The sequence below is a fragment of the Natrinema hispanicum genome (assembly GCF_004217335.1).
GTDB classification, from domain to species: Archaea; Halobacteriota; Halobacteria; order Halobacteriales; family Natrialbaceae; genus Natrinema; species Natrinema hispanicum.
The window spans coordinates 366,166-389,068 of the sequence record NZ_SHMP01000005.1 but is presented as its reverse complement, the minus strand read 5'-3'; the positions used below and the strand labels follow the sequence as shown (position 1 = coordinate 389,068).

General features: G+C 62.4%; 20 protein-coding genes and 1 tRNA gene. 9 read left to right on the top strand and 12 right to left on the bottom strand.

All coding sequences use genetic code 11. The annotated features are described in order from the left end of the window. Nucleotides 1-62: 62 nt before the first annotated feature. Nucleotides 63-1,037 (bottom strand): glycosyltransferase family 2 protein, encoded by a 975-nt coding sequence (locus BDK88_RS14010; protein WP_130500961.1) that lies wholly within the window; start codon nucleotides 1,035-1,037, stop codon nucleotides 63-65. Nucleotides 1,038-1,217: 180 nt separating this feature from the next. On the opposite strand from BDK88_RS14010, the gene BDK88_RS14005 reads away from it, so the two are divergent. Then, on the top strand, nucleotides 1,218-2,483 hold the full coding sequence (locus BDK88_RS14005; RefSeq protein WP_130500960.1) for a polysaccharide deacetylase family protein: 1,266 nt from the start codon (nucleotides 1,218-1,220) through the stop codon (nucleotides 2,481-2,483). Next, nucleotides 2,483-3,541, top strand: a complete 1,059-nt coding sequence (locus tag BDK88_RS14000; protein ID WP_130500959.1) for a glycosyltransferase family 2 protein — start codon at nucleotides 2,483-2,485, stop codon at nucleotides 3,539-3,541. The genes BDK88_RS14005 and BDK88_RS14000 overlap by 1 nt, the downstream gene beginning before the upstream one ends. A gap of 191 nt (nucleotides 3,542-3,732) precedes the next feature. On the opposite strand, the gene BDK88_RS13995 is transcribed toward BDK88_RS14000, so the two are convergent. The 11 genes from BDK88_RS13995 to BDK88_RS13945 form a co-directional block, all read right to left on the bottom strand. Continuing rightward, nucleotides 3,733-4,395: a DUF998 domain-containing protein gene (locus BDK88_RS13995; protein WP_207225294.1), complete on the bottom strand. Its 663-nt coding sequence runs from the start codon at nucleotides 4,393-4,395 to the stop codon at nucleotides 3,733-3,735. Between the two features lie 330 nt (nucleotides 4,396-4,725). After that, nucleotides 4,726-6,363, bottom strand: coding sequence for a flippase (locus BDK88_RS13990; protein ID WP_130500958.1), 1,638 nt, complete (start codon nucleotides 6,361-6,363; stop codon nucleotides 4,726-4,728). A gap of 128 nt (nucleotides 6,364-6,491) precedes the next feature. After that, nucleotides 6,492-7,994 (bottom strand): right-handed parallel beta-helix repeat-containing protein, encoded by a 1,503-nt coding sequence (locus BDK88_RS13985; RefSeq protein ID WP_207225299.1) that lies wholly within the window; start codon nucleotides 7,992-7,994, stop codon nucleotides 6,492-6,494. A gap of 393 nt (nucleotides 7,995-8,387) precedes the next feature. Then, a complete protein-coding gene (locus BDK88_RS13980; RefSeq protein WP_130500956.1) occupies nucleotides 8,388-9,053 on the bottom strand; it encodes a helix-turn-helix domain-containing protein in 666 nt (221 codons plus the stop codon). A gap of 99 nt (nucleotides 9,054-9,152) precedes the next feature. Further along, nucleotides 9,153-10,835, bottom strand: a complete 1,683-nt coding sequence (locus BDK88_RS13975) for an alkaline phosphatase family protein (RefSeq protein ID WP_130500955.1) — start codon at nucleotides 10,833-10,835, stop codon at nucleotides 9,153-9,155. A 171-nt stretch (nucleotides 10,836-11,006) separates the two neighbouring features. Then, nucleotides 11,007-12,344 (bottom strand): phosphoglucosamine mutase, encoded by a 1,338-nt coding sequence (gene glmM, locus BDK88_RS13970; RefSeq protein WP_130500954.1) that lies wholly within the window; start codon nucleotides 12,342-12,344, stop codon nucleotides 11,007-11,009. Between the two features lie 167 nt (nucleotides 12,345-12,511). Beyond that, nucleotides 12,512-12,615 (bottom strand) — tRNA-Gln (locus BDK88_RS13965). 110 nt (nucleotides 12,616-12,725) lie between these two features. Beyond that, on the bottom strand, nucleotides 12,726-13,475 hold the full coding sequence (locus tag BDK88_RS13960) for an HNH endonuclease (protein ID WP_130500953.1): 750 nt from the start codon (nucleotides 13,473-13,475) through the stop codon (nucleotides 12,726-12,728). 138 nt (nucleotides 13,476-13,613) lie between these two features. Continuing rightward, nucleotides 13,614-14,762: a pyridoxal phosphate-dependent aminotransferase gene (locus tag BDK88_RS13955; protein WP_130500952.1), complete on the bottom strand. Its 1,149-nt coding sequence runs from the start codon at nucleotides 14,760-14,762 to the stop codon at nucleotides 13,614-13,616. Next, nucleotides 14,759-15,193, bottom strand: coding sequence for a 6,7-dimethyl-8-ribityllumazine synthase (gene ribH, locus BDK88_RS13950; protein ID WP_130500951.1), 435 nt, complete (start codon nucleotides 15,191-15,193; stop codon nucleotides 14,759-14,761). Before ribH ends, BDK88_RS13955 begins: the two co-directional genes overlap by 4 nt. Nucleotides 15,194-15,316: 123 nt before the next feature. Then, a complete protein-coding gene (locus tag BDK88_RS13945) occupies nucleotides 15,317-16,141 on the bottom strand; it encodes a DUF4097 family beta strand repeat-containing protein (RefSeq protein ID WP_130500950.1) in 825 nt (274 codons plus the stop codon). Between the two features lie 231 nt (nucleotides 16,142-16,372). Between BDK88_RS13945 and BDK88_RS13940 the strand changes: the two genes are divergently transcribed. The 7 genes from BDK88_RS13940 (at nucleotide 16,373) to BDK88_RS13910 (ending at nucleotide 22,888) form a co-directional block, all read left to right on the top strand. Beyond that, on the top strand, nucleotides 16,373-17,536 hold the full coding sequence (locus BDK88_RS13940) for a 5-(carboxyamino)imidazole ribonucleotide synthase (RefSeq protein WP_130500949.1): 1,164 nt from the start codon (nucleotides 16,373-16,375) through the stop codon (nucleotides 17,534-17,536). A gap of 74 nt (nucleotides 17,537-17,610) precedes the next feature. Then, nucleotides 17,611-18,249 (top strand): AIR carboxylase family protein, encoded by a 639-nt coding sequence (locus BDK88_RS13935; protein WP_130500948.1) that lies wholly within the window; start codon nucleotides 17,611-17,613, stop codon nucleotides 18,247-18,249. Nucleotides 18,250-18,555: 306 nt separating this feature from the next. Beyond that, a complete protein-coding gene (locus BDK88_RS13930) occupies nucleotides 18,556-18,960 on the top strand; it encodes an NADH-quinone oxidoreductase subunit A (RefSeq protein WP_049911582.1) in 405 nt (134 codons plus the stop codon). Continuing rightward, on the top strand, nucleotides 18,957-19,664 hold the full coding sequence (locus tag BDK88_RS13925; protein ID WP_008009965.1) for an NADH-quinone oxidoreductase subunit B: 708 nt from the start codon (nucleotides 18,957-18,959) through the stop codon (nucleotides 19,662-19,664). The genes BDK88_RS13930 and BDK88_RS13925 overlap by 4 nt, the downstream gene beginning before the upstream one ends. Beyond that, on the top strand, nucleotides 19,661-21,316 hold the full coding sequence (locus tag BDK88_RS13920) for an NADH-quinone oxidoreductase subunit D (protein ID WP_130500947.1): 1,656 nt from the start codon (nucleotides 19,661-19,663) through the stop codon (nucleotides 21,314-21,316). The genes BDK88_RS13925 and BDK88_RS13920 overlap by 4 nt, the downstream gene beginning before the upstream one ends. A gap of 1 nt (nucleotide 21,317) precedes the next feature. Continuing rightward, the gene (locus BDK88_RS13915; RefSeq protein ID WP_130500946.1) at nucleotides 21,318-22,430 is read left to right on the top strand and encodes a complex I subunit 1/NuoH family protein; all 1,113 of its coding nucleotides are present in this window, start codon (nucleotides 21,318-21,320) and stop codon (nucleotides 22,428-22,430) included. Then, nucleotides 22,427-22,888, top strand: coding sequence for a NuoI/complex I 23 kDa subunit family protein (locus tag BDK88_RS13910; RefSeq protein ID WP_008009959.1), 462 nt, complete (start codon nucleotides 22,427-22,429; stop codon nucleotides 22,886-22,888). The genes BDK88_RS13915 and BDK88_RS13910 overlap by 4 nt, the downstream gene beginning before the upstream one ends. The last annotated feature ends 15 nt before the right edge of the window (nucleotides 22,889-22,903 follow it).

Genomic DNA, 22,903 nt, shown 5'->3' with positions numbered 1-22,903 from the left:
TCGATCGAACGCTCGCGCTCAGGCGCTGGAAACTGAACTCCAAGGGGATCGACGCGGCCGACTCACCGAGTGAGCGCACGCCGTCCCAGCGTCGCGATGACGAACGAGACGACGAGCGCCGCGACGACCGGACGTGGTCGCCGACGGATGCCGGCACCGGCGACCCAGCAGACACCGGGACACGTCCGCGGCGACACCGATGCCGTTCGGAGATGCCACAGCCCCCGCAGGAATCGTCCCTCCGCGAAGTACTGCTTTGCGAGGATGAGTGCGTGGCTCGAGCGGATCTCGTAGCCCCGGTCCTCGAAGTGCTCGACCTCGGACTCGTACGCTGAGAGGTACTGCTCGCTGGCGGCTTCGATGACCGCCGCCGGCGGACTGCCGGTCTCCTCGCGGACGACGAGTTCCTCGTCGACGTAAGCGAGTTTTCCACATTCGAGGACGCGAAGGCAGAACTCGGGGTCCTGGAACCGGTCGAGCTCCTCGTCGAAGCCGCCGGCGTCCCTGGCGACGTCGGTCCGGACGAGCAGCGTCGAGCCAGCACCCGGCTGGACGTTGTCAGCGAGGATCTCGCCGACGAGTTCGTCGTTTCCTTCCCGCGTCGGGTCGTCGTCCAAGCGAGCGAGCACGGACGCGGCAGCAGACCGGAGCCGTCCGTCCGTCCCGGACAGTTCGTAGCCCGTCTCACAGTAGACACCGACCCAGTCGTTCGAGCGATCCTCGAGAGCCGCGAGCTGGCGCTCGAGTTTCTCGGGATGCCATTCGTCGTCTGAGTCGAGGAACGCGACGTACTCCCCGCGTGCGTCCTCGAGGCCCGTGTTCCGGGCGACGTTCGCCCCTTGATTGGTCTCGTGGACAACCGGCCGAACCCGCGAGTCCTCGTAGGCGGCCAGCACCGACTCGGTGTCGTCGGTCGAGCCGTCGTCGACGACGACCACCTCGAGATCGTCGATCGTCTGAGCGAGCGCGCTGTCGATCGCGCGTGGAAGCGTCGCTGCTCTGTTGTACGTCGGGATGATGACGCTGACGCGAGTCATTTCCCGCAGCTTCCGGTCCGGCCCGGATTATTATCGCGTGAATAAACGGCGTCACCCGCCAGCAGTGAGTGTGTAGTGAGGGCAGTCAGCGAGACAACGGTCTCGCGTCCGACGAGAATTGGTCGGCTAGGCCTCCTAATGGCTGTATAAGGAAAAGCGGAGGGTTCGTCCACGCGGTCAATGACGGACCGAAACCGACGATCGTTCATAACCACGGCTGCGGCGGTCGGCACACTCGGGTTTGCGGGCTGTCTCTCGCAGGTACGTGAGTGGCGCGGGACGGACGGCAAACCGACGGCCACCCAGTCGGGCGACGGAACCTCCCAGTCGGGAGCTGGTGACAGCTTGGACCTCCCGGGAGACCCGATCGATCGCTTCGAGGCCCTCGAGAAGTGGCGGGCGATGATCGGCGGCGGCGATCTCGAGGCTTGGACGGACGATCCATACGCCGGATCGCAGTCGGCGCATCTCACAGCGTCCGAGAACACCGAATATGCGGCCATCTATAGGACGATTCCGGACGGACTGGATTTGACCGGGAAGAACTTCTCGCTAGCCGTCAACTTCACTGGTCGCGATCAGCTTCACCTCACGCTCGAGGTGTTCGCGCCGAACTCGCGCAACGTACACGCCATGCAACGCACGCTCACCGGACCGGCCGATCGGTGGGTGCGCGTCGATTTCGGCACCGACCGGATCGAGACCCAGCCAGATCTCTCTGACGTCCGTGAGATTCGGTTGATCGCCCGTCGTCGCGGTGATATGACTGGCTCGATCGACTGCCGTGTCGACGACCTCCGGGCAGTCGACCAGCCCGACACGGGCCAGGTCATGCTCCTGTTCGACGGGACACTCGAGAGTCACTACACGAATGCCTTCGACCGACTCCAGGAGTACGGGTTCGCGGGTGTCGAAGCGGTCATCCCCGAGGCCGTCGGCGAGGGCGGCCGGCTCACGCTCGACAAGCTCACCGAACTGGACGGCGCGGGCTGGGACCTCGCGGCCCGGCCGCGAACCGGCTCGAAGTTCCTCCACGAGTTCACCCCCGAGCAACAGGAAGGGATGATCCGGCGGACGAAAGCGTATCTCGAGAACCGCGGCTTCGAAGACGGCGCGAGGCACTTCATCACGCCGCGGAACATCCTCGGATCGACGGCAAACGACCTCGTCCGGGAGTATCACGAGCAGGCGTTCCGGTTCGGCGGCGGCCCGAACGGGCTCCCGCTGACGGACCCCCACAACGTCGGCTTCTTCGCCGGCGATGCCGGCACCGAGACGAAAACGTACGTCGATTATGCTGCCGAGTATGGGGAACTCGCGGTCTTACACTTCGAATACATCGGGGACGACGGCATGAGCGAGGAGGCGTTCGACGGCCTGCTCGAGTATATCGACGCGCAGAACGTCGAGGTCGTCACCGCCACTGACCTCCTGGGTGACCGGTGATGTACCGGGGCTCGAGCGTCGGCGTCGTGATCCCTGCCTACAACGAGGAAGGGTTCGTCGGCGACGTCATCCGCGAGATACCCGCATACGTCGATCGGATCTACGTGATCGACGACCAGTCGACGGATGGCACCTGGAGCGAAATCCTCGAGGCTGCGCGGGCGGACGCAACCGAGCACGGGGGCTACGATGGCACGACCGTCCAGCAACTCGTGGCCGACGGCGGTGCGACCGCGCTGGCAAATCGGGCGACGGTTCACGACACCATCGGTCGGGTCGTCCCGATCGAACACCGGGAGAACCGCGGTGCCGGCGGTGCGATCAAGACCGGCTATCTCGCTGCGCTCGCGGATGGCGTGGACGCGACGGTCACCGTCGACGCGGACGGACAGATGGACCTCTCCCAGCTGCCGCGGCTCCTCGATCCGATCGTCGAGGGACGCGTCGACTACGCGAAGGGGAACCGGCTTCTGTCACGAGAGTACCGGGCCGCGATGCCACGATTTCGGTTCATCGGCAACGCGACGCTGACGTTTCTGACGAAGATCGCTTCGGGGTACTGGAAGACGATGGATCCCCAGAACGGGTATACGGCAATCTCCCACGACGCGCTCGCGGCGATCGACGTCGCAAACCTCTACGAGTATTATGGCTACTGCAATGATCTGCTGGTGAAACTGAACGTCCACGGGATGCGCGTCGCCGACGTGGCGATGCCGGCAGTCTACGGCGACGAGGAATCGAGCATCGCATACGGGGAGTACATCCCGAAGGTCTCGCTGATGTTGCTGCGTGACTTCCTGTGGCGGCTGAAAACGAAGTACCTCGCGGTGGATTTCCACCCGCTCGCACTGTTTTACCTCTTTGGTGCGGCGACGGCTTCGATCGGCGTCCTCGGCACCGGCGTGGCGATGTTTTCGACGCTCTCGAGTCCCGGCACACCGGCCGTCCAGGGCGCGACAAGTCTGCTGTTGTTCGTCGCCGGGACCGCGTTTCTCCTGCTGGCGATGGTATTCGACATGGCCGAAAGCGAATCGCTCGAGCGGCAGGTGCGCTAGCGCTGTACGATCGTAGATTCACTCGGATGGTTGTTCAGGTTAGTAATACAGCACTATTATTTCAGAATATGGTTTGAGTTAAAAAGGCTCGAATCAGCAACTACAGGTGCGAAATTGGTGGTAACACGTCTACCGCCTACTAGAGGTGGTGACAGAATCGTGCTGAATACAGAGCGCGTATTGTTCACTGGTCAGAACGACGCAGGGTTGGTATCAGCGATTCCCAAAAGGTAGCCTCCAAAGGCGAGAATCCAAAGAACGAGTGGATAGACGACCCAGCGCTCGATTCCCCCGCTCCCAAGAAACGCCAGCGGGTGCGGGCCACCGATAACGAGTCCATAGAAGAAGACGCTCACAAGGACGAGCAGGGAGATGCCACCAAAGAGGCCACAAAGAACGGAGAACGGTCCGGAGACAACCCGTGACGAGAGAACGACTGTGATACCGCCACTAAAGAAGGTCAGAAGCGCGAACAATCCGTGCCACGGAGTCACGTTGCCTGGAAACACGCCGACGCCGAATATGCTGACTCCAAAAATAACGAGCCCAATCGGGAAGTCACGGCGATCCATAGCGCGATAGACAAAATAGGCGGCAACCAGTACAAGTGCCCCCGTTACCAGCATCGTACTATTAAAGATTGTTGCGGAGGGCTCGTGAATAATCGGATCAGGTGGCCGCGTTGATCCGAGGTCACTGATGTCCTGTCGCGTCGAATAATTCGGATAGAGGACTTCTGCCATGATGATCCCCATGAAGGCAACGAACCCGGACAACACCATGCTAAATCCTGCAATCGACACTTCCGAATCCCCAGGTGGTGCCGGTGTGCTATTAGGGGCAGAATCACTCATTGACAAGCAGACGTACTTCGGGTCGGGAGATAAGACTATGCCGGGATGAAATGAGTGCGTCCCTGCTAACGTCCTCTGTATTTAGCACGCAGGTTCTGCTATCTTCCAGACAAATCAGTCGTCCCCCCGTTACCTACTTCTTCTAGATATCGCGAGTTTCGCAAAGCGTTCTGAATACAGAAATCTTGACACTTTCTACGGGTGAATTTCCTCAGTTTCGGCGTCACTGCAGTCACCGTAGGGAGTGACTTGTCCGGCCCGAAGGCTGACGCATCCTGTTTCTCCACTCATCCGAGTACGAGAAGGGATCGGCAACAAGTGCGGACTCAGTCAGGGGGCGAGACTCTGTATCCCGGACCCGAGGATCCCCAGCGTGAGCCCCGAGACGAGCAACGAGAGTCCGGCGACGAATAGCAGACTATGTAACCAGCTCCGCTCCCCGTTCTTCGTGGCGCTGGTCGCGAGCCGACTGTGTATCGCGTCCGCCTTCGCGCCGAGTGGATCGGGGAACGTCGACAGTACCGCGAATGGTTCGGCGGGATCCAGTGCGCCGACGAGCAGCGCGAACGTGACGAAGATCACGAAGCCAGCGGGCGGGACAACTGCGAGTGCAAGCCACGAGTTCGTGATCGCCGTCGAGAGGGCGACGATCGGCCCGGCTGCGAGGACGATCGTCAGTATCGATCGCCCGAGTCGCGCGTCCGAAAGGGGATCGAAGCCGATCACTCGAGCGCTCCAGCAGTGGAAGACGAACATCGACCCGTATCCGGTGCTGGTTGCGATGGCGGCACCGTGCATCCCGAAACGAGGGATGAGCGCGACGTTGAGCGCGAGGTTAATCAGAGCCGCAGCGCCGGTCGCCGCGACCGGATATCGGAGCATGCCCTTCCCCTGTGAAATCGCCAACACCGGACGTGCAAGCGCGAAGCCAAGCGCGCCGGGCAGTAACAGCAGCAGGGGTGTGATCGCCGGCATGGCGTCTGCACCGAAGTAGATCGGCACGGCGATGTCCGCCAGCGCCGCGAGCCCAACCGCCATGACGCCCGTGAGCAAGAATGTGTATCGCGTCGTTCGGGATGCGAGCTCCGAAATCTCTCGAAACCGGTTTTGCGACCACAGTTCCGACGTCGAGTGGACGAACACCGTCTGAAGGGCCATTGGGATAAACCAGAGGAACTCGGCGAGCGTGAGCGCCGCCTTGTAGTTCCCGACCGCGGCGCTCTCCCGGAAGTGCTGGAGCATCACGATATCGATATGATAGAGCGACATCAGCAGGAAGACCAGCGCGATGCTCATCGAGTTGAACGTGAGCATCTGCTTTCGGGGGAACCGCTTCGTCGGCCGACTGAACAGACACGACAGCGACACGTGGCGATGCACGAGCGCCAGTCCGATCACGGCGACGAGCGTACTCGCGACCAGCTGCCCCACAAGCGCGCCGATCACACCAGCGCCGAGGTACACCAGCGGCACGGCGACGACGACGAACCCGACCTTATCGAGGATCTTTAGCGGCTCCGAGTAGCGCTCGAGGCCGAACCCCATGAGCGTCTTTCGCGCGTAGTCGCGAAACTGCGCCGTCACGACGAGTGCGGCGAGGACGTAGAAATAACCCGTCAGATCGGACCCGAACGCACGGCCGACGATGCCGAATCGTGTCGCAAGCACCAGCAGGAGGGCCCCGAGGACGGAGAGCACGATCGCCAGCCGGAAATAAAAGCCGACGACGTGTTCGCTCCAGTTCGCCGCGGCCCGATCCTCCGCGAGGAACTTTCGGACGCCGTCAGTGATCCCTGAGCTGACGAAGATCATGTAGATCGCGAAGATGGATAGCAAAAACGCGTATTCGCCGAACGCCGATGCGCCGAGAAGCCGGTATAAAAGCGGCGTCGAGAGCGCGGTGACGACGAGCACGACTACTTTCGCACTGACGACCGAGAAGACGCCGCTCGCAATACTTCGATTCACGGTTTCACCCTGTAACAATCGACAGCCGCCATCGACGACGATCGCTCACGATCCGACGTACTCACTGTGGCGAGACAGTGGCGACTGTGTGGCGTTATTATACGGGGGTTAAACGGGTCGAGACGCGGTTACGAGTACGTGTTCTCCCAGGTCGTAACGTCGCTCGCTCCAAGATCACGGATCCCGTCGACCAGTCGGTTCTTCTTGAACGCCGGGCTCGTCGACGAATCGTAGAGGCAGACGGCCTCCTCGTCACCCGACGACTCGAGTACCGAGTCACGAACGAGTGCGTTGGAACCGAGGTCGATGAACGGATGCTGACTGGCGCGTAGTTCGCTCTGGTAGACCGTCAGATCCGCCCCTGTGTTGACGATGGCGTTCCGGTCCGTCCCGTCTCGGCCCTGCTGTATGACATCGACGTAGCTGAAGCGGCAGTTGTCCCGCTCACACCGAATCCCGTCGCGGAAGCCGCCACCGTCGCCTGCGTGGCCCGAGATCGACAGGTGCTCGGCGAGTATCTGCTCGGTCCGATCGCTCTCTCGAATCCAGAGCGGATAGCCGCCCGCTGTTTCGTGGGTGATATCCGTCTCGACGATGGTCGTCTCGCCACACTCGGGCGAGAGGACGATTCCGTGGTTGACGTCCGATCCCCGGAGTTCCAGGCGATTGTTGTCGATCCGGGCACTTTCGCAGGTGTTCATTACCGAAATCGCGTGACTCGTTGGCATCGGCGAGGTGATCTCGATAGCGGCCCCGTAAATCTCGATGTCTTGGCCGTCTTCAATTCGGATCCCACGCTGGGCTCTATCCTCCGGCCGCGTCGCGTCGACTTCGACGGTCGGCCATCGAATTTCGCTTCCCTGACCGCCGACACGCACGTTCGCGCCGTTGCTGTTGCAGAACCAGCCACCGTGGACGATGATTGTCCCCTTACCACCCGCCGCGTAGAGGCCGTTGTTCGGAAAGCCGCCGAGCCAGCAGTGTCTAAACTCGAGCGTCCCCTCGTTCTGGTTCGCTTCGATGCCGATCGGGCCGCGCCAGCGGTTGCCGGCATTGGGCGTATTGTCGACCCACGCACCCCCACCCGGCGCTCGGAACCGTTCGACGATCCCGTAGCCGTCGGGATCGGTGACGTTGAACATGCCCGGCCCCCACGTCCCGCTGTCGTGGAAGCCGTCGATCGTCACGTCGCGGACCTCGAGTCGGTCGGCGTACGCTTCGATCGTCCGGATCCCCGTGTCGGGTGCCGACTGGTCGACGTCGAAGCCTTCGAAGCGGAGGTGGCCCCCGGGACTGTACGAGACACCGAGGCGGAACAGCCGATACTGCGGCCCGTCGAACTCGTGGAAGTCCGCCGGAATTAGCATCGCATTCTCGCCGACGACGCCGAAGTTGTCGAAGCCCGTGAATCGAAACTGCTCGTCCATGAAGTACTCTCCCTCGGGAAACACGAGCAGCGTGTCGTCATTGCGGAGCTCTTCGAGCACGGGTGTGATCGATTCGGTACCGGTATCATCCGCGCCGGCTTCGGTCACGTCCACGACGGTCGCGTACTCGTCGTAGTAGTGATCGTACGGATCCGACGCGGCGGCGGTCGACGTCAAGCCGAGTCCGGCGGCACACGCCGCCACGGTTCCTTGCAGGAACCCCCTCCTCGACCGTGAACTCGATCCGTTGATCGATGGTCGACCGGCCTCCCCCTCGGTCGAGTGAGAATCACGAGAAGCGTCACGATTCAAGCGCTGCAGATCACGTCCATCCGACATTGAAATACAAGTCGTTGTGAGTAATGACGGGGTCCAGTAGCTATGGATTCGGATAGCAAGTTTTTAAGTTCGAGAGCCGGCCGTCGCACTCGAGTCAGCCGAAGCGATTCGATTTTTGAAACGGTTGCGCGTGTTACAATTCGGCGATCCAGCGGCGAGAGCGAGGGAATTCTCACGGTTCAAACTGCGCGTTTACCACCTCGGTAATCGCTGCTCTCACGACGGACCATTGTGACGATTGGCTCCTGGTTATTAGTCTCAGTATCGACAGTCGTCGGGCATCCGATCGCTCTCGAGCGTAGCGGCGATCAGTTCGGAGACGGCGTGGCGAAGTCGTTGCGAGACCGCGGAATCCGAGATGCCGAGCCGGTCGGCGAGATCGTCCTGTGTGGCTCCGCGTGGCACGTCGAAGTAGCCGGCGAAGTAGGCCATCGTGAGCACCTCGTGCTGGCGTTCTGTGAGGAAATACGTCTGCTCGTCGGACGCTGATGAGTCGTACAGTCGGTTCACCCGAAACGAGACGCCGTGAGCGCGACAGTGTGCTCGAAACGCCGACAATGCGTCGCGATTGGGGACGTGGACCCGTGTGACCCACCCACCGTCGCCACTCGTGATCGTGAAGGCGAACACCCCGTTCTCGACACAGCAGTCAGGAACGATCTCGAGGGGCGTCTCGACGTCGACGCGATAGATCGTTCGGTTCTCGAAGACGGCGACACGTGTCGGGTTCGAAACGGTCGGGTCGGCGTCCATCGCCGCCTCGAGTGCTGCATCCGCGTCGCTGAACGCCGAGACGAACTGTTGGCGTTGCGCATCGGTCGTCGTCCCGTATTCGTATCTGAGCGTCACGCCGGTACAGCGTTCTATCGTCGGGACCAATGGAAGGCTGTCGTGGCTGAGATGGATTTCTGCGATAAATCCCATTGAGATATCGGTGTCGTACTCTGTCGTCGGGACCAGTGGCCCATACTTATACCGCGGGTAAGCGAGTTGCAGCGACTCGAAACCGTCCTGTGAGGGCGGTCAGTTCATGTAGCCCAGATCAGCCAGCCGATCAGTGACCGCCTCGTCCGTCGCCGGCCGTTTACCGTCGTCGTGCGTGTCGTACTCAGGATAGGACGTCGGTTCGATCGGGTCGACGACGGGAACGACGCTGCCGTCCATGCGGTCACTGTAGGGAACGCCCATCGCGGCCATGACCGTTGGCGCGACATCGAAGAGATGGGCCCGTTCGAGCGCGGCAGTCTCGTCGATTCCCTCACCTGCAGCAATGAAGACCCCGTCGAGTTTATGATTCCAGGGTTCAGCCGGGCGGAAGTAATCACCGTCGTCCAGCTGCTCGGAGAGCATGTGATCGAAGCCGGCGGGGATCGTGACGATGTCGACCGTCTCCTCGAGTTCGTCGCCGTGGAAGTACTGCTCGCGCGGCGCGACCGTCTCGAAGAACGGCTCGCCGTCGGGCGTTTCGATCGCCTGAAGTGCCCGGATGAGGTTCTCGCGGAGTTCCTCGTACTCTTCGGGGGGAACGACGCCGTTCGGTTCCCGCCCCTTGAGGTTGACCCGAACGCCGAGTTCGGTTCGTGCACGGACGTAGGCCTCTGATTCGGCGAAATCAACCTGCTCGTTGGCCGTCCGAGAGATCCCGCTCGGTGCATACTCGATGGCGATATCGGCCAATCCGACCCGCTCGAGAGCGGTTCGAATGCGGCGGGCGGTGATGCCGAATCGGGCGGCAACCGACGCTGCGCGTGCAGTGACGCCCGGCTCCCAGGTGTCATACTCTTCGCCCTCGCGGAGTCGTCTGCGCATCGGCGTCCACGACGGCATCCCCTTGCCGCCGGTCGTCGTCTCGAGGTAGCCCATATCGCGGAGGTACTCGTTGACCCGGAACTCATACCCGTCGTACTGTCCCATCCCGTGGTCGCTCACGAGGAAGACGCGATCGGGATCACAGTCCTCGAGAATCTTCCCGATTTGCTCGTCGGTCGCTTCGTAGACGCGGTCGACGTGTCGTTGCTTGCCGCTGAACTCGTGGAAGACCGTATCCGTCTTCTGGAACTGGACGAAGCCGAAGTCCGGCTCGAACTCGCCGACGAGGTAGCGAAACGCCTCGCCGCGCATCCGAACGAGGTTCTGATACTCGTCGATCTTCGAACTGTCGGACAGCGAGTCGTCGTCTCGTGTGTAGCTCGGGTAGACGCGATACTCCCCGATCGCGTCGCGGACTTCGTCTAAGAGGCCGGCGGGGTGACACGGTGGATCCTCGGGCCCGAGGAAGCCGGGGATCACCGCCCCGTCGAACTCGTCGGGCGGGTGCGTAACCGGCGCGTTGACGATGACGCTCGAGCGGTCGTGGTGATCCAGTAGCGTCCACAACGAATGCTCGTGGACGTCGTCGTTGCTCGCCACGTGCCAGTCGTAGCCGTCGTAGCCGACAAAGCCGACCACACCGTGTTTCCCGGGGTTAACCCCGGTATAAATCGACGGCCACGCACTGGGCGTCCATGGTGGGATCTGCGACTCGAGCGGCGCGGCAACCCCCTCCGAACAGAGCCGCTCGATAGTCGGAATTCGGTTTGCTTCGAATAACCGTTCGAAGACCGGCAGACACCCCGCATCGATCCCGATAAGCAGCGTGTCAAGCCCGTTCGATTCGTTCGTACCCCCAGTCGATGTCGTGTCGTCACGGCGAAACGTCCGAGTCATCCTTTCGTACTTGATCTGTCCGTTCGACCGCAGCCGACAGCCCACGGCAGCGGCGTTGTTCGTTGCACCACGTCTCTACGCCTATCGATGGAGACGGGATACTTCATTATCGAGACGTTAAACCCACCACACCGCCCGAATTCCGACGATCTGCTATATTTGTGACACCGGTCACTGGCGAATTCCCGACATCGTTTCGAGCACGTTCTCGAGGAGCCCAACGGCGTCGGCTTCCAGTTGCTCGGCCCGAAACTCGTCTCGCGCTTCGGCCGTGAGGCGGATGACCGGCTCGGTGCCGCTCGGACGCAAGAGGAACCAGCCGTCGCCGACGTCGACGTAGACGCCGTCGAGCGTCTCAATGTCGTCGTAGCGCTCGCGGACGCGCTCTCGGACTCGGTTCATTACGGCCTCTTTGTCCTCGAGTTTGACCGACGTGCGGCGGATGGGATACGTCTCGATCCCGGCGACGAGATCAGACAGCGGCCCGTGACCGGTAACGAGTTCGACGAGTTTGCACGCCGCGAGCGGGCCGTCTGGACACAGCGTTTCGTCCGGCCAGATCCACGCTCCGCTGGGTTCACCGCCGAAGACGACGTCCGGCTGTGTGGCGCGGTCGGCCACGAAGCCGTCACCGACCCGCGTTCGGCTCACCGACGCGCCGACCGTCGCCAGCGCGTCGTCGACGGCCATGCTCGTATCGATCGGCGCAGCGATCACGTCACCGTCGGTCGCGGCCTCGCGCGCGAACAGGGCAAGAAGGATGTCTTTCGGAACGAACGTTCCGGTTTCGTCGACGGCCAGCATTCGATCGGCGTCGCCATCATGGGCGATTCCCACCGCCGCGTCGGTTGCCTCGACGAGCGCCGAGAGGTCACCAAGCGTCTCTCGTGTCGGCTCGCTCGGCCGGCCGGGAAAGCGTCCGTCTCGCTGTCCGTTCAGCGTCACGACGTCACAGCCGAGCTCCGAGAGCACGCGTGCGGTGATCGCGCCGGTCCCGTTCCCGACATCGACAGCGACGCTCGGCGGCTCGTCGATCGAGACGGCCTCGACCAGCGCTGCCGCGTGGCGATCGGTCGCATCCGGGAGTGGCTCGAGCGAGCCGTGCCCGTCCCACGGACGGAGGTCGTACTCCTCGTCCTCGACGCGAGCGGCGATCGCATCGAGTTGCTCGGGATCGAAGGCCTTGCCCGAGGCCGACCAGAGTTTGAGCCCGTTGTCCGGCGCGGGGTTGTGCGAGGCCGTGACGACGACACCGGCATCCGCGTTCGTTCGCGGGACCGCTCTGGCGATCGTCGGCGTGGGTGCGACACCGACCTCGAGCACGTCTGCACCGCACTCTCGCAGTCCGGCAGTCACTGCATCAGCCAGGACCGCGCCGCTCTCTCGAGCGTCTCGCCCGACGACGACCCGCTCGGAGCCCTCGGACGCGACGGCGCGCCCGATCGCAAGCGCGAGTTCGGCTGTTACCTCCTCGCCGACAGTGCCGCGGATACCGCTCGTTCCGAACATAGCATGGGCTCTCGAGGACGCAGGGATTACTATGGAGTTGTTAGGACGAGGTCGCGGGTATTCAGGGGCTGCTTCTGCCCATGTCTGTGTGCTACTGGCAGCAATCACAGCAGTGACTGTGGGTCACACGGACTACCACTTCGTCGAAAGTATAAGAAATATTATAGTAGTCCCGGGCAGATTCGAACTGCCGTCATGGGCTTGCTTCCGTGACGGACTGAACCGAAACACGTCCAAAGGCCCATATGATTGGCCACTACACCACGGGACTTCTCACTCCGATCAAAGTCCCGTGTACCTCGTAAATCCTCCGGATTTACTCGCCACCACGGGACTCAACGGAACGTCACTCGATAGATAGACTGCCATCGCACAATAGTGTTACTTTTCGTCGTGAGTCGGAAGCGTGATCGCCCCCGCTTCGGCATGGCGATGACAGCTCCGACAGAGCGTTATCACGTTGTCCATCGTGTGTGCGTCTTCGGGTTGATCGAACGACCGAACGGGCTGGCGGTGATGAACATCTGGGTTTCGACCCAGTTCCTCGGCGCTCGTCCCGCAATGTTGACACTCGTAGTCGTCGCGCTCGAGGGCCTGCCGTCGAACCTGCCACCACTGTTGTCCGTAGTCGATCGATCCACCTTCCCACTGATGGTGATCCGGTCCGACGACGTTCTCTGATAACCAGTCGCCGTAGCACTCGAGCGTACAGAAGACGCCTCGTGTTTGCTTCTCGAGTCGCGCCGGCCGAACCTCGAGTTCGGCATCGCAGGCTTCGCAGCCGACGATGACCCGCTCACCCTTCTCCGACGGATTTCCCGGTACCAATCCGCGGGCACTCTCGACGCACTCTGAACAGTACATACCTGGCTTGTCCGAGGGATAGTAGTCGAACGTCGCTCCACAGCGATCGCACGTCCCAGTTTCTTTCCCACCTTTCCAGTTTCCGTTGTGTTCTCCGGCGTTTGGATTACAGTCGTCGCAGAACTCGAGTCGGGATTTTGGGTCGTAAAATTCGACTCCACAGCCCGTACACGTTCGATTGGGGAGTGGCTCACCGTGGACCTTGGTATGATGCTGGCGCATTCCCTGTTCGGTGTTCAGGGACTTCCCACAGGTCGGACAGTCCATAACTACCGTCGTAGCTATTGGAAAATAAACACTAGCCACCCGCAGTGAAAGTGATCCGAACGGCCTCGAGCGACGTGCTCGAGTCCTATTCAGAGAACCCGATTCGGCAACGGAAAAGCCGCTTTCGACGGCGTCGACTTACAGGTAGCCTTCCTCGGCCAGTCGCTCGATACCTTCCTTGAGCCGCTCTTCGCTCGCCGCATACGAGATTCGGGCGTAGCCGGGCGTCCCAAAGGCGCTGCCGGGCACGGTTGCGACGTGGGCGTCTTCGATGGCACCCTCACACCAGGCCTGATCGTCGTCGTCGACGGGGAGCATCATGTAGAACGCGCCCTCGGGGACGGCGACGTCGACGTCATGTTCGTCGAGGAGGTCGATGACGAGGTCGCGGCGCTGCTCGAACGCTTCGGTCATCTCGGCGACGGCCTCGTCGGTGTTCTCGAGCGCTTCGAGGCCGGCGTGCTGGACGAAGTTCACGGCCGAGGAGACGGAGTGGCTGTGGAGTTTGCCGGCTTGGTCGATCAGGTCCTCGGGACCGGCGAAGTAGCCGAGCCGCCAGCCGGTCATCGAGTAGGCTTTCGAGAAGCCGTTGACCGTGACGGTGCGGTCGGCCATGCCCTCGAGCGTGCCGAGGCTGGTGGGTTCGACACCGTAGGTGATCTCCTTGTAGATCTCGTCGGAGATGACGGTGATGTCGTGTTCGACGGCGAGATCGCGGACGCCCTCGAGCGCGGCGTCGGAGTAGACCGCACCGGTGGGGTTCGACGGGGAGTTGACGACGAGTAGTTCGGTGTCGTCGGAGACCGCGGCCTCAAGGGCGTCGAGGGCTGGCTCGAGCTGGAAGTCCGAGTCGGAAAGGTCGACGCGGGTCAGCTCGCCGCCGGCCATCTTGACCATCGCCTCGTAGGAGACCCACGCGGGATCGAGCAGGACGACCTCGTCGCCGTCTTCGATGAGTGCCTGCACGATCTCGTAGAGGGCCTGTTTCGCGCCAGGCGTGACGATGATCTCGTCGGCGGTGTGCTCTAAGCCGTCGTCGGCGAGTTTGTCGGCGATCGCCTCACGCAATTCGAGGATGCCGGCGGAGGTCGTGTAGCCGGTGTGGCCGGCGTCCATCGCGTCTTTGCCGGCCTCGACGATGTTCTCGGGCGTGGGGAAGTCGGGTTCGCCGACGGAGAGGTCGACGACGTCTGCGCCCTCGGCCTCGAGTTCGGTGGCGAGTGCGGAGATAGCAAGCGTCGCGGACGGTTCGACTCGGGTTACACGGTCGGTAAATTCCATAGTCATTGTTGGGAATCGGCTACGGGACTGGGATCTGGGAGTTCGTCGACGAGGTCGAGCGCGCCGTCGACGGCCGTGGAAGCGTTTTCGACGCGTTCGCGCGCTTCGGCGGCGGACATGCCGGGGCCGGTCACGCCGAGGGTCACCGGTGTATCGCGCTCGAGACTCACGTCGGAGAGTCGTTGTGCGGTGGCGTCGGTGATCACCTGATCGTGATCGGTATCGCCGGTGATGACGGTGCCGATCACGGCAACGGCGTCAACCTCGTTGCGACGTGCAAGCCGGTCGGCGGCCAGCGGCGCGTCATAGACGCCCGGCACGTGGACCGTCTCGTACACGTCGGCACCCGCGGCCGTTGCGGCCTCGAGTGCGTCCTGCTCCATCTGCTCGGTGATCGGCCGGTTGAACTCCGCGACCACCAGTCCGAGCGTGGTCATAGGCGAGCGGTAGGGAGGACGGGTAAAAGAGGTACCGTTCTGCGGTGGCCGCATGCTATCGATTGCCGACCGGGTCAAGGCTCGACGGCATTCGATTCTCGCGCTCGAGTCGGATAGGTATCGCTACGGCGCGTCGGTACTGCGAAATGTCACGTCGCTGTTGATCGTCTCGAGACGGAGACGGCGGGTTCCATCTCCCAGTGTCATCTCGAGTGAGCCGTCGCTCGAAGCGTTCGAATCGCTGAAGCCCTCGACCGAGATGTCGCCGTTGGTCGTCTCGATGCTGACGGTCGCATCGAGCGATTCGGGTGCCTGGACCGTGATTTCGCCGTTGGTACTCTCCGCGGTCAGGTCGCCGCCGTCTGCAAGCGTGATGTCGATATCCCCGTTCGTCGTGTCCGCGTCTACGTCGCTGCTGACGCCAGCGGCATGGACCTCACCGTTAGTGGTCTCGGCGCTCAGTCCGCCGTCGACGCCCTCGGCATCGATCCGGCCGTTCGTCGTCCCGGCAACGAAGTCGCCGGTCACGTTTTGGGTCTCGATGTCACCGTTAGTCGTCTCTGCCCGCGCCAGTCGGATTCCTGACGGGACCGTCACCGCGAGGTCGACTTTTGGATCGGGGCCGAAGAGAAACGGCGTCGTTTCGAAGTTCGTCTCGAGTGTAAGTTGCCCGTCTCTCCGGCTTGACTCGAGGGTTACCGACTCGAGGGCGTCTTCGGTCGGTGCCGCTTTGTCGGCCGTGACCTCGATCGCGTCGCCCTGGTTACCGTCGACGGTGATCGCGCCGTTGACGGTTGCGAGCGCGAGTGAACTGAGATCGGACCGCTCGTAGGTTTCCGTCACGGTTTCCGTTGCGCCCCTGCCGGTCGCGAGACAGCCGGCGAGTGCGCCGAGGGTGCCAAGACTTCCCCCACCGAGCAACTGGCGTCGCGAAATGTCATGTTGCATACGTAGAACTATCCGCTCTCACAACATATGTACTGGTAGTCAGTTTCTGACGTGGGTGCTCTCCACGAAGGTTTTTATAGGATAACAGATTCATCCGTTGACAGCGTTTGCTGTCACGGCCAGTTCCAGTCGATGGGAACGGATCGGTGACACGTGGACAGCACGGAGCGACCGCGCTTCGAGCATCCCGTTTGGGAATTCTTAAGCGCGGGCGACGACAACCGCGGCGTAATGACGACGCTACGGACGCCGGGACCGACGATCGGTGTAGTCGGAGGGGGACAGCTCGGGCGGATGCTCGCCGAGGCGGCCGCACCGCTTGGCGTCGAGGTGGTCGTGCTCGATCCGACGCCGGACTGTCCGGCGGCGCTCGTGGCCCGCGACCAGATCGTTGCTGACTTCGACGACGAGGCAGGGATCCGCGACCTCGCCGAGCGCGCTGATGTTCTCACGTTTGAAATCGAACTCGCCGACCAGAACGTCATGGACCGCATCAGCGAGGAGACGGGAACGCCGGTTCACCCGAAGCCCTCGACGCTCGAGACGATCCACGACAAACTCGTCCAGAAACGCGAACTCGAGGCTGCTGGCGTTCCGGTGCCGCCGTTCCGCGAGGTCGACGATGCCGACGACATTCGCGAGGCGATCGATGACTACGGCGCGCCGGTGATGCTCAAAGCTCGCACCGGCGGCTACGACGGGCGTGGCAACGTGCCGGTCGAATCCAAAGCCGACGCCGAGGATGCCCTCGAGTCGGTCGCCGGCCCCGCGATGGTCGAGTCCTTCGTCGATTTCGAGCGCGAGGTGTCGGTCATCGCCGTCAAGGGTGACGACGAGGTCGCGACCTTCCCACTGGGGGAGAACGTCCACGAAAACGAGATCCTCCGGGAGACGATCGTCCCCGCCCGCTCGAGCGAAGCCGTTACCGAGCACGCATATGACGTTGCGCGGGACGTGCTCGAAGTAATGGACGGGCGTGGCGTCTACGGGATCGAGCTCTTCGAAACGACGGACGGCGAGATCCTGCTCAACGAAATCGCCCCGCGCCCGCACAACTCGGGCCACTGGACGATCGAGGGGACCCAGACCTCGCAGTTCGAACAGCACGTCCGGGCCGTGCTGGGCTGGCCGCTCGGTTCGACGACCCTGCGTTCGCCGACAGTGATGACGAACCTGCTCGGCGACGTCGACGAAGAGCAACCGGCAGCCGTGGGCGACATCGACGAGATCCTCGGGACACCCGGCGCGGCCCTCCACTGGTACGGCAAGCACCAAGCGCGGCCGCTTCGGAAAATGGGCCACGTCACGGTGACGGGTGACGGAGGCGACGACTCCATCGACGACCTCCTCGAGACAGCACGCGACCTCGAGACCGCCGTGACGTTCCAGTCGTAGTCGTCCGCGACACCCGCTCCGATCTTCAGCTCGTTTACCACTGTTTCAAGTCGTTTGCCCGACCAGCCACTCCCATGAGCGACAGCGTTCGCGACCTGATCGACCGCCTGCACGACGACGCCGACCAAGACCGGCCGGCCGCGGAAACCCCCGATGTAGGGATCGTGATGGGCAGCGACTCCGATCTCGAGACGATGATGACCGGCGGGAAACGCCGCGGAGCCTACGACGCCTTCGTCGACGAACTCGGCTTCGCCGAACAGACCGATTACGAGGACGCACCCGATGAACGATTCACGTTCGAGACCTACGTCACCTCGGCTCATCGAACGCCGGACTTAATGACGGCTTATGCCGAGACGGCCGAGGATCGCGGGCTCGAGGTCATCATCGCCGGCGCGGGCGGCAAGTCCGCGGACCTGCCGAACATGACTGCCTCGATCGCGTATCCGCTGCCGGTCATCGGCGTCCCGGTCCAGGAAAAATCCGTCGACAGCGTCATCGGAATGCCGACCGGCGCGCCGCTCGTCGCCGTTGACGCCGGCAAGTCGTTCAACGCCGCACTATCCGCCGCGCAGATCCTCGCTCGCCAGCACGACGACGTTCGCGACCGACTGGTCGACTACCACGAGGGGCTACGCGAGGGCGTTGGAGCCGTCTCCCGTGACCTTCACGACGAGGGGACGCCGGCGTTCCGGGACCGCGAACAATAACGAGCGTGATTCCGTTCGCGATAGACACGGGAACATCCTGACTCCAGTTGCAGAACACCTGTCACGACTGTTTGGAGTTTTCGGCTGGACGAAGAAGCCTCCGCTCGAGTGCCCAACGTTACTGGTTCGACGGCGGGTAATATTTCTTTACCGGTCCAACACCTCTCCAGGTATCTATATATAGGATCATGTGACTAATCACATGGGGATTATTCACGCTGAAATCCCGTTGTGGCCCGTGTTTCCCGCAAAAACGAAGGATCAACCCTTATGTGCGTGCGGTTTGAAGCCCCGAACGTTACCGAGATGAATGATTGGATCGCCATCGGGGCACTGGCGCTCGTCGGGGTACTGATACCGTTTGGGATGATGACGGTATCGTATCTCCTGCGGCCCACGGTTCCCGAAACGAGTAAACGCGCCACCTACGAGAGTGGCGAGATTCCGACCGGCGGAACGCGCATCCGGTTCAATATTCAGTACTACATGGTTGCGCTTCTGTTCGTCGTCTTCGATATCGAGACCGTCCTCCTGTTCCCCTGGGCGGTCGCCTATCAGGATGCGCTCGCGGCGGATATCCCGCTTGCCCGCGCGCTCGGGCCGATGCTGGCGTTCGTCGCCATCCTGCTCGTCGGACTCGCGTGGGCGTGGCGCACGGGCGCGGTACAGTGGGCACGGACACCTCGCCAACTGGACGCTGACAGACCATGAGTAGCGAACAACCACGCCAGCAGATCTACGACAGCACCGCACCGTCGACGGACACCCGCGATTCGCGCATCGGGGAGGGTGCCGACGACCGCTTCAATTCCAAGCTTCGCGAGGCCTTCGGATCGACCCCGTTCATTCTCACGAAGTTCGACAAGTTCATGAACTGGGTGCGGGGCAACTCGATGTTCATGCTCCAGTTCGGGATCGCATGTTGCAGCATCGAGATGATGCACACCTACGCGATCAAACACGACCTGGACCGCTTCGGGGCCGGTGTGCCGCGTGCATCACCCCGTCAGGCCGACGTGATGATCGTCCCCGGGACGATCGTCTCCAAGTTCGGCCCCCGAATGAAGCGGGTCTACGACCAGATGCCCGAACCGAAGTTCGTCGTCGGCATGGGCTCGTGTACGATCTCCGGCGGCCCCTTCCAGGAAGGATACAACGTCGTCAAGGGTGCCGAGGAGATCATCCCCATCGACATCCACGTCCCCGGCTGCCCGCCGCGGCCGGAAGCACTCGTCTACGGCATCGCCAAACTTCAAGAGCGGATCCGCAACGGCGAATCGACGCCCGTCGTCGTCAAACCGTACGAACTCGAGGAGTTCGGCGATCTGCCCAAAGACGAACTCGTCCAGAAGCTCGCAGACGACATCGACGAAGACGACCTCGTAATGCGCTACAACTGGGCTGATTCACCATGAGCACGGGACTCGAACGACAGTCGGCAGCCGAGGTCACCGAAGACGAACTCGAGGCGATCGTCGGTGATCGCGCGCTCGCACGCGACGATCATCTGAATGCGCCCGGATTCGTCATCCGGCCGGACGACGTCCAGGACGTCCTCAAAGACCTCCGAGACGAGGCCGGGTTCGACCACCTCGCCAACCTGACCGCACAGGAGTATCCGGACCGGTACGAATCGATCTACCACCTCCGGAAATACGCCGATCCGACACAAGAAGTGTCAGTCGTCGTGCCGACCACGACCGACGAGCCGGTCAGCCAGACCGCGGAACCGGTCTTCCGCACTGCTGACTGGCACGAACGGGAGGCGTTCGACCTCGTCGGCATCGACTACGAAGGCCATCCTGATCCACGACGGATCCTCCTGCCCGAAACCTGGCAGGGTCATCCGCTCTCGCGGGACTACGACCAGGAGAAACCCCAGCTGGTGACGCTGACGGAACACGCCAATCCGATCCAGCCCGATCACCACGACGACGAGTCGGACACGATGTTCCTCAATATCGGGCCACACCATCCGGCGACCCACGGTGTGCTCCACATCGAGACGGTGTTAGACGGTGAAACCGTCGTCGACGTCGATCCCGACATCGGCTATCTGCACCGCTGTGAGGAGCAGATGTGCCAGCAGGGCACCTATCGCCACCAGATCATGCCGTATCCCGACCGCTGGGACTACGTCTCGGCAGGGCTCCTAAACGAGTGGGCCTACGCACGCGTCGCCGAAGACCTCGCGGACATCGACGTCCCCGAGTACGCCCAGGTCATTCGGACGATGGGTGCCGAACTCTCCCGGATCGCCTCACACATGCTCGCGCTGGCGACGTTCGCACTGGACGTCTACGGCGACTTCACCGCCATCTTCCAGTATGGGATGCGCGATCGCGAGGTCGTACAGGACATCCTCGAGGACCTGACCGGCCAGCGGCTCATGTTCAACTACTTCCGGCTCGGCGGGGTTGCCTGGGACCTGCCCGAACCCCGCGAGGAGTTCATCGAGAAGACGCGTGACTTCCTCGATGGCCTCCCCGCAAAGGTCGACGAGTACAACGACCTGCTGACCGCAAACGAGATCTTCCAGATTCGAACGCACGATACCGGGGTCTTAGAGCCCGAGGTCGCCAAACAGTACGGCTGTACCGGCCCCGTCGCTCGCGGCTCGGGTATCGACTACGACCTCCGTCGGGACGACCCCTACGGCTACTACGAGAACTTAGAGTGGGACGTCGTCACCGAGGACGGCTGTGACAACTACAGCCGCGTCCTCGTGCGCATGCAGGAAGTCGAGGAGTCCGCGAAGATCATCGAGCAGTGTCTCGACTTGCTCGAGGACTGGCCCGAAGACGAACGGACTGTCCAGAGCAACGTCCCGCGGACACTCAAGCCCGACGCGGACACGGAGATCTACCGGAGTGTCGAGGGCGCAAAGGGCGAACTCGGCATCTACATTCGCGCGGACGGCACGGACAAGCCGGGTCGGTTCAAGATCCGCAGCCCGTGTTTCCACAACCTCTCGGCGCTGCCCGAGATGGCAGAAGGGGAGTACATCCCCGATATGATCGCCTCGCTTGGCAGTCTCGACATCGTGCTCGGGGAGGTGGATCGCTAGTATGACCGGCACAACTGTCGTCGCAACCGATGCGGCGTCAGGACTGCCGGCGGTCCCGCTGCAGGATACGGTCTTGCTTCCCGAGCGAATCGGGGAGCTGACCGGTCTCGATGGGTTCGGCCTCGGCGGGGAACTCCTCGCGACGTTCCTTGCGGCCTTTCTCATCGGCAACCTGATGCTCGCGATGACTGGGGTTGCAGGGCCGTGGGCGAAACGAAAGATCACTGCCGCTTTCACCGACCGGATCGCGGTCAATCGGCTTGGGCCGGCAGGGCTGTTCATTATCGTCGCCGACTCGGTTCGACTCCTCTCGAAGGAGCTTATCATTCCCGAAAACGCCGATCGACCGGCCTACGATCTCGCGCCCATCGTCGTTGCGGCGTCGGCACTGCTTGGGTTTGCCGTCATCCCGATGGGAAGCGGCCTCCACCTCGCGGACCCCGAAGTCGGACTCGCGTACGTCTTCGCCGTCTCCGGGATCGCCAGCCTCGGGCTGGTGATGGCGGGCTACGCGTCGGCGAACAAGTACTCGCTGCTCGGCGGCCTTCGTGCGGTGGCACAGAACATCGCCTACGAGATCCCGCTGGTTATCACCGGGATGTCGGTCGTGATCTTCGCCGGCACGCTACAGATGGGCGAGATCGTCGCTGCCCAACACGAGACGCTGGTGGAGATCGCTGGCATCTCGATTCCGACGTGGTACGCGTTCGTCAACCCCTTCGCGTTCGTCCTCTTTCTGGTGGCGAACTTCGCGGAGGTCGGGCGCAACCCCTTCGACACGCCGGAGGCACCGACCGAGATCGTCGCGGGGTATCAGACCGAGTACTCCTCGGTTCACTTCGTGTTGATCTACCTCGGTGAGTTCCTCCACATCTTCCTCGGCGGGGCGATCATCGCGACGATCTTCCTCGGCGGGCCCGCAGGCCCCGTCCTGCCGGGCATCGTCTGGTTTATCATCAAGATCTGGGCGGTGTTCTTCGCAACGCAGTGGCTGCGCTCTGCGGTGCCACGCGTCCGGATCGACCAACTGATCGAGATTGGCTGGAAGGGACTGCTCGTCCTTTCGTTCGCTAATCTCGTCCTGACTGCGGTAATCGTGGGGCTAATAGCATGATCGGGATACTCAAATCGATGGCAACGACGATGAAACACGCACTGGACGGCTCTACGTTCACGGTGGAGTATCCGGAGACCGCACCGGACGTCTCGCCGCGATTCCGCGGCGTCCACAAGTTCAGTCAGGAGCGGTGTATCTGGTGTCGCCAGTGTGAAAATGTCTGTCCGAACGATACGATCCAGATCGTCACGAACGATCAACGACAGGGCGAACAGTACAACCTCCACATCGGCCAGTGTATCTACTGCCGGCTCTGTGAGGAGGTCTGTCCAGTCGACGCCATCCTGCTGACGGAGAACTTCGAGTTCACCGCGGACACGAAACACGACTTCGTCTACAACAAAGAGCAACTGAAGGCAGTACCGTGGTACAAAGACATCGACCCACTCGCCGCCCGCGAACCCGATCGGGACGCGTGGGTCGGCGAAGGTGAAGGGGAGGTCGATTACCAGTAACGGGTCCGCCCGTCC

Excerpts from the sequence above, each read along its gene's own strand:
- BDK88_RS14010 (WP_130500961.1), bottom strand. The coding sequence starts at position 1,037 with ATGACTCGCGTCAGCGTCATCATCCCGACGTACAACAGAGCAGCGACG.
- BDK88_RS14005 (WP_130500960.1), top strand. The coding sequence starts at position 1,218 with ATGACGGACCGAAACCGACGATCGTTCATAACCACGGCTGCGGCGGTC.
- BDK88_RS14000 (WP_130500959.1), top strand. The coding sequence starts at position 2,483 with ATGTACCGGGGCTCGAGCGTCGGCGTCGTGATCCCTGCCTACAACGAG.
- BDK88_RS13995 (WP_207225294.1), bottom strand. The coding sequence starts at position 4,395 with ATGAGTGATTCTGCCCCTAATAGCACACCGGCACCACCTGGGGATTCG.
- BDK88_RS13980 (WP_130500956.1), bottom strand. The coding sequence starts at position 9,053 with ATGGGATTTATCGCAGAAATCCATCTCAGCCACGACAGCCTTCCATTG.
- BDK88_RS13975 (WP_130500955.1), bottom strand. The coding sequence starts at position 10,835 with ATGACTCGGACGTTTCGCCGTGACGACACGACATCGACTGGGGGTACG.
- glmM (WP_130500954.1), bottom strand. The coding sequence starts at position 12,344 with ATGTTCGGAACGAGCGGTATCCGCGGCACTGTCGGCGAGGAGGTAACA.
- BDK88_RS13960 (WP_130500953.1), bottom strand. The coding sequence starts at position 13,475 with ATGGACTGTCCGACCTGTGGGAAGTCCCTGAACACCGAACAGGGAATG.
- BDK88_RS13955 (WP_130500952.1), bottom strand. The coding sequence starts at position 14,762 with ATGACTATGGAATTTACCGACCGTGTAACCCGAGTCGAACCGTCCGCG.
- ribH (WP_130500951.1), bottom strand. The coding sequence starts at position 15,193 with ATGACCACGCTCGGACTGGTGGTCGCGGAGTTCAACCGGCCGATCACC.
- BDK88_RS13945 (WP_130500950.1), bottom strand. The coding sequence starts at position 16,141 with ATGCAACATGACATTTCGCGACGCCAGTTGCTCGGTGGGGGAAGTCTT.
- BDK88_RS13940 (WP_130500949.1), top strand. The coding sequence starts at position 16,373 with ATGACGACGCTACGGACGCCGGGACCGACGATCGGTGTAGTCGGAGGG.
- BDK88_RS13935 (WP_130500948.1), top strand. The coding sequence starts at position 17,611 with ATGAGCGACAGCGTTCGCGACCTGATCGACCGCCTGCACGACGACGCC.
- BDK88_RS13930 (WP_049911582.1), top strand. The coding sequence starts at position 18,556 with ATGAATGATTGGATCGCCATCGGGGCACTGGCGCTCGTCGGGGTACTG.
- BDK88_RS13925 (WP_008009965.1), top strand. The coding sequence starts at position 18,957 with ATGAGTAGCGAACAACCACGCCAGCAGATCTACGACAGCACCGCACCG.
- BDK88_RS13920 (WP_130500947.1), top strand. The coding sequence starts at position 19,661 with ATGAGCACGGGACTCGAACGACAGTCGGCAGCCGAGGTCACCGAAGAC.
- BDK88_RS13915 (WP_130500946.1), top strand. The coding sequence starts at position 21,318 with ATGACCGGCACAACTGTCGTCGCAACCGATGCGGCGTCAGGACTGCCG.
- BDK88_RS13910 (WP_008009959.1), top strand. The coding sequence starts at position 22,427 with ATGATCGGGATACTCAAATCGATGGCAACGACGATGAAACACGCACTG.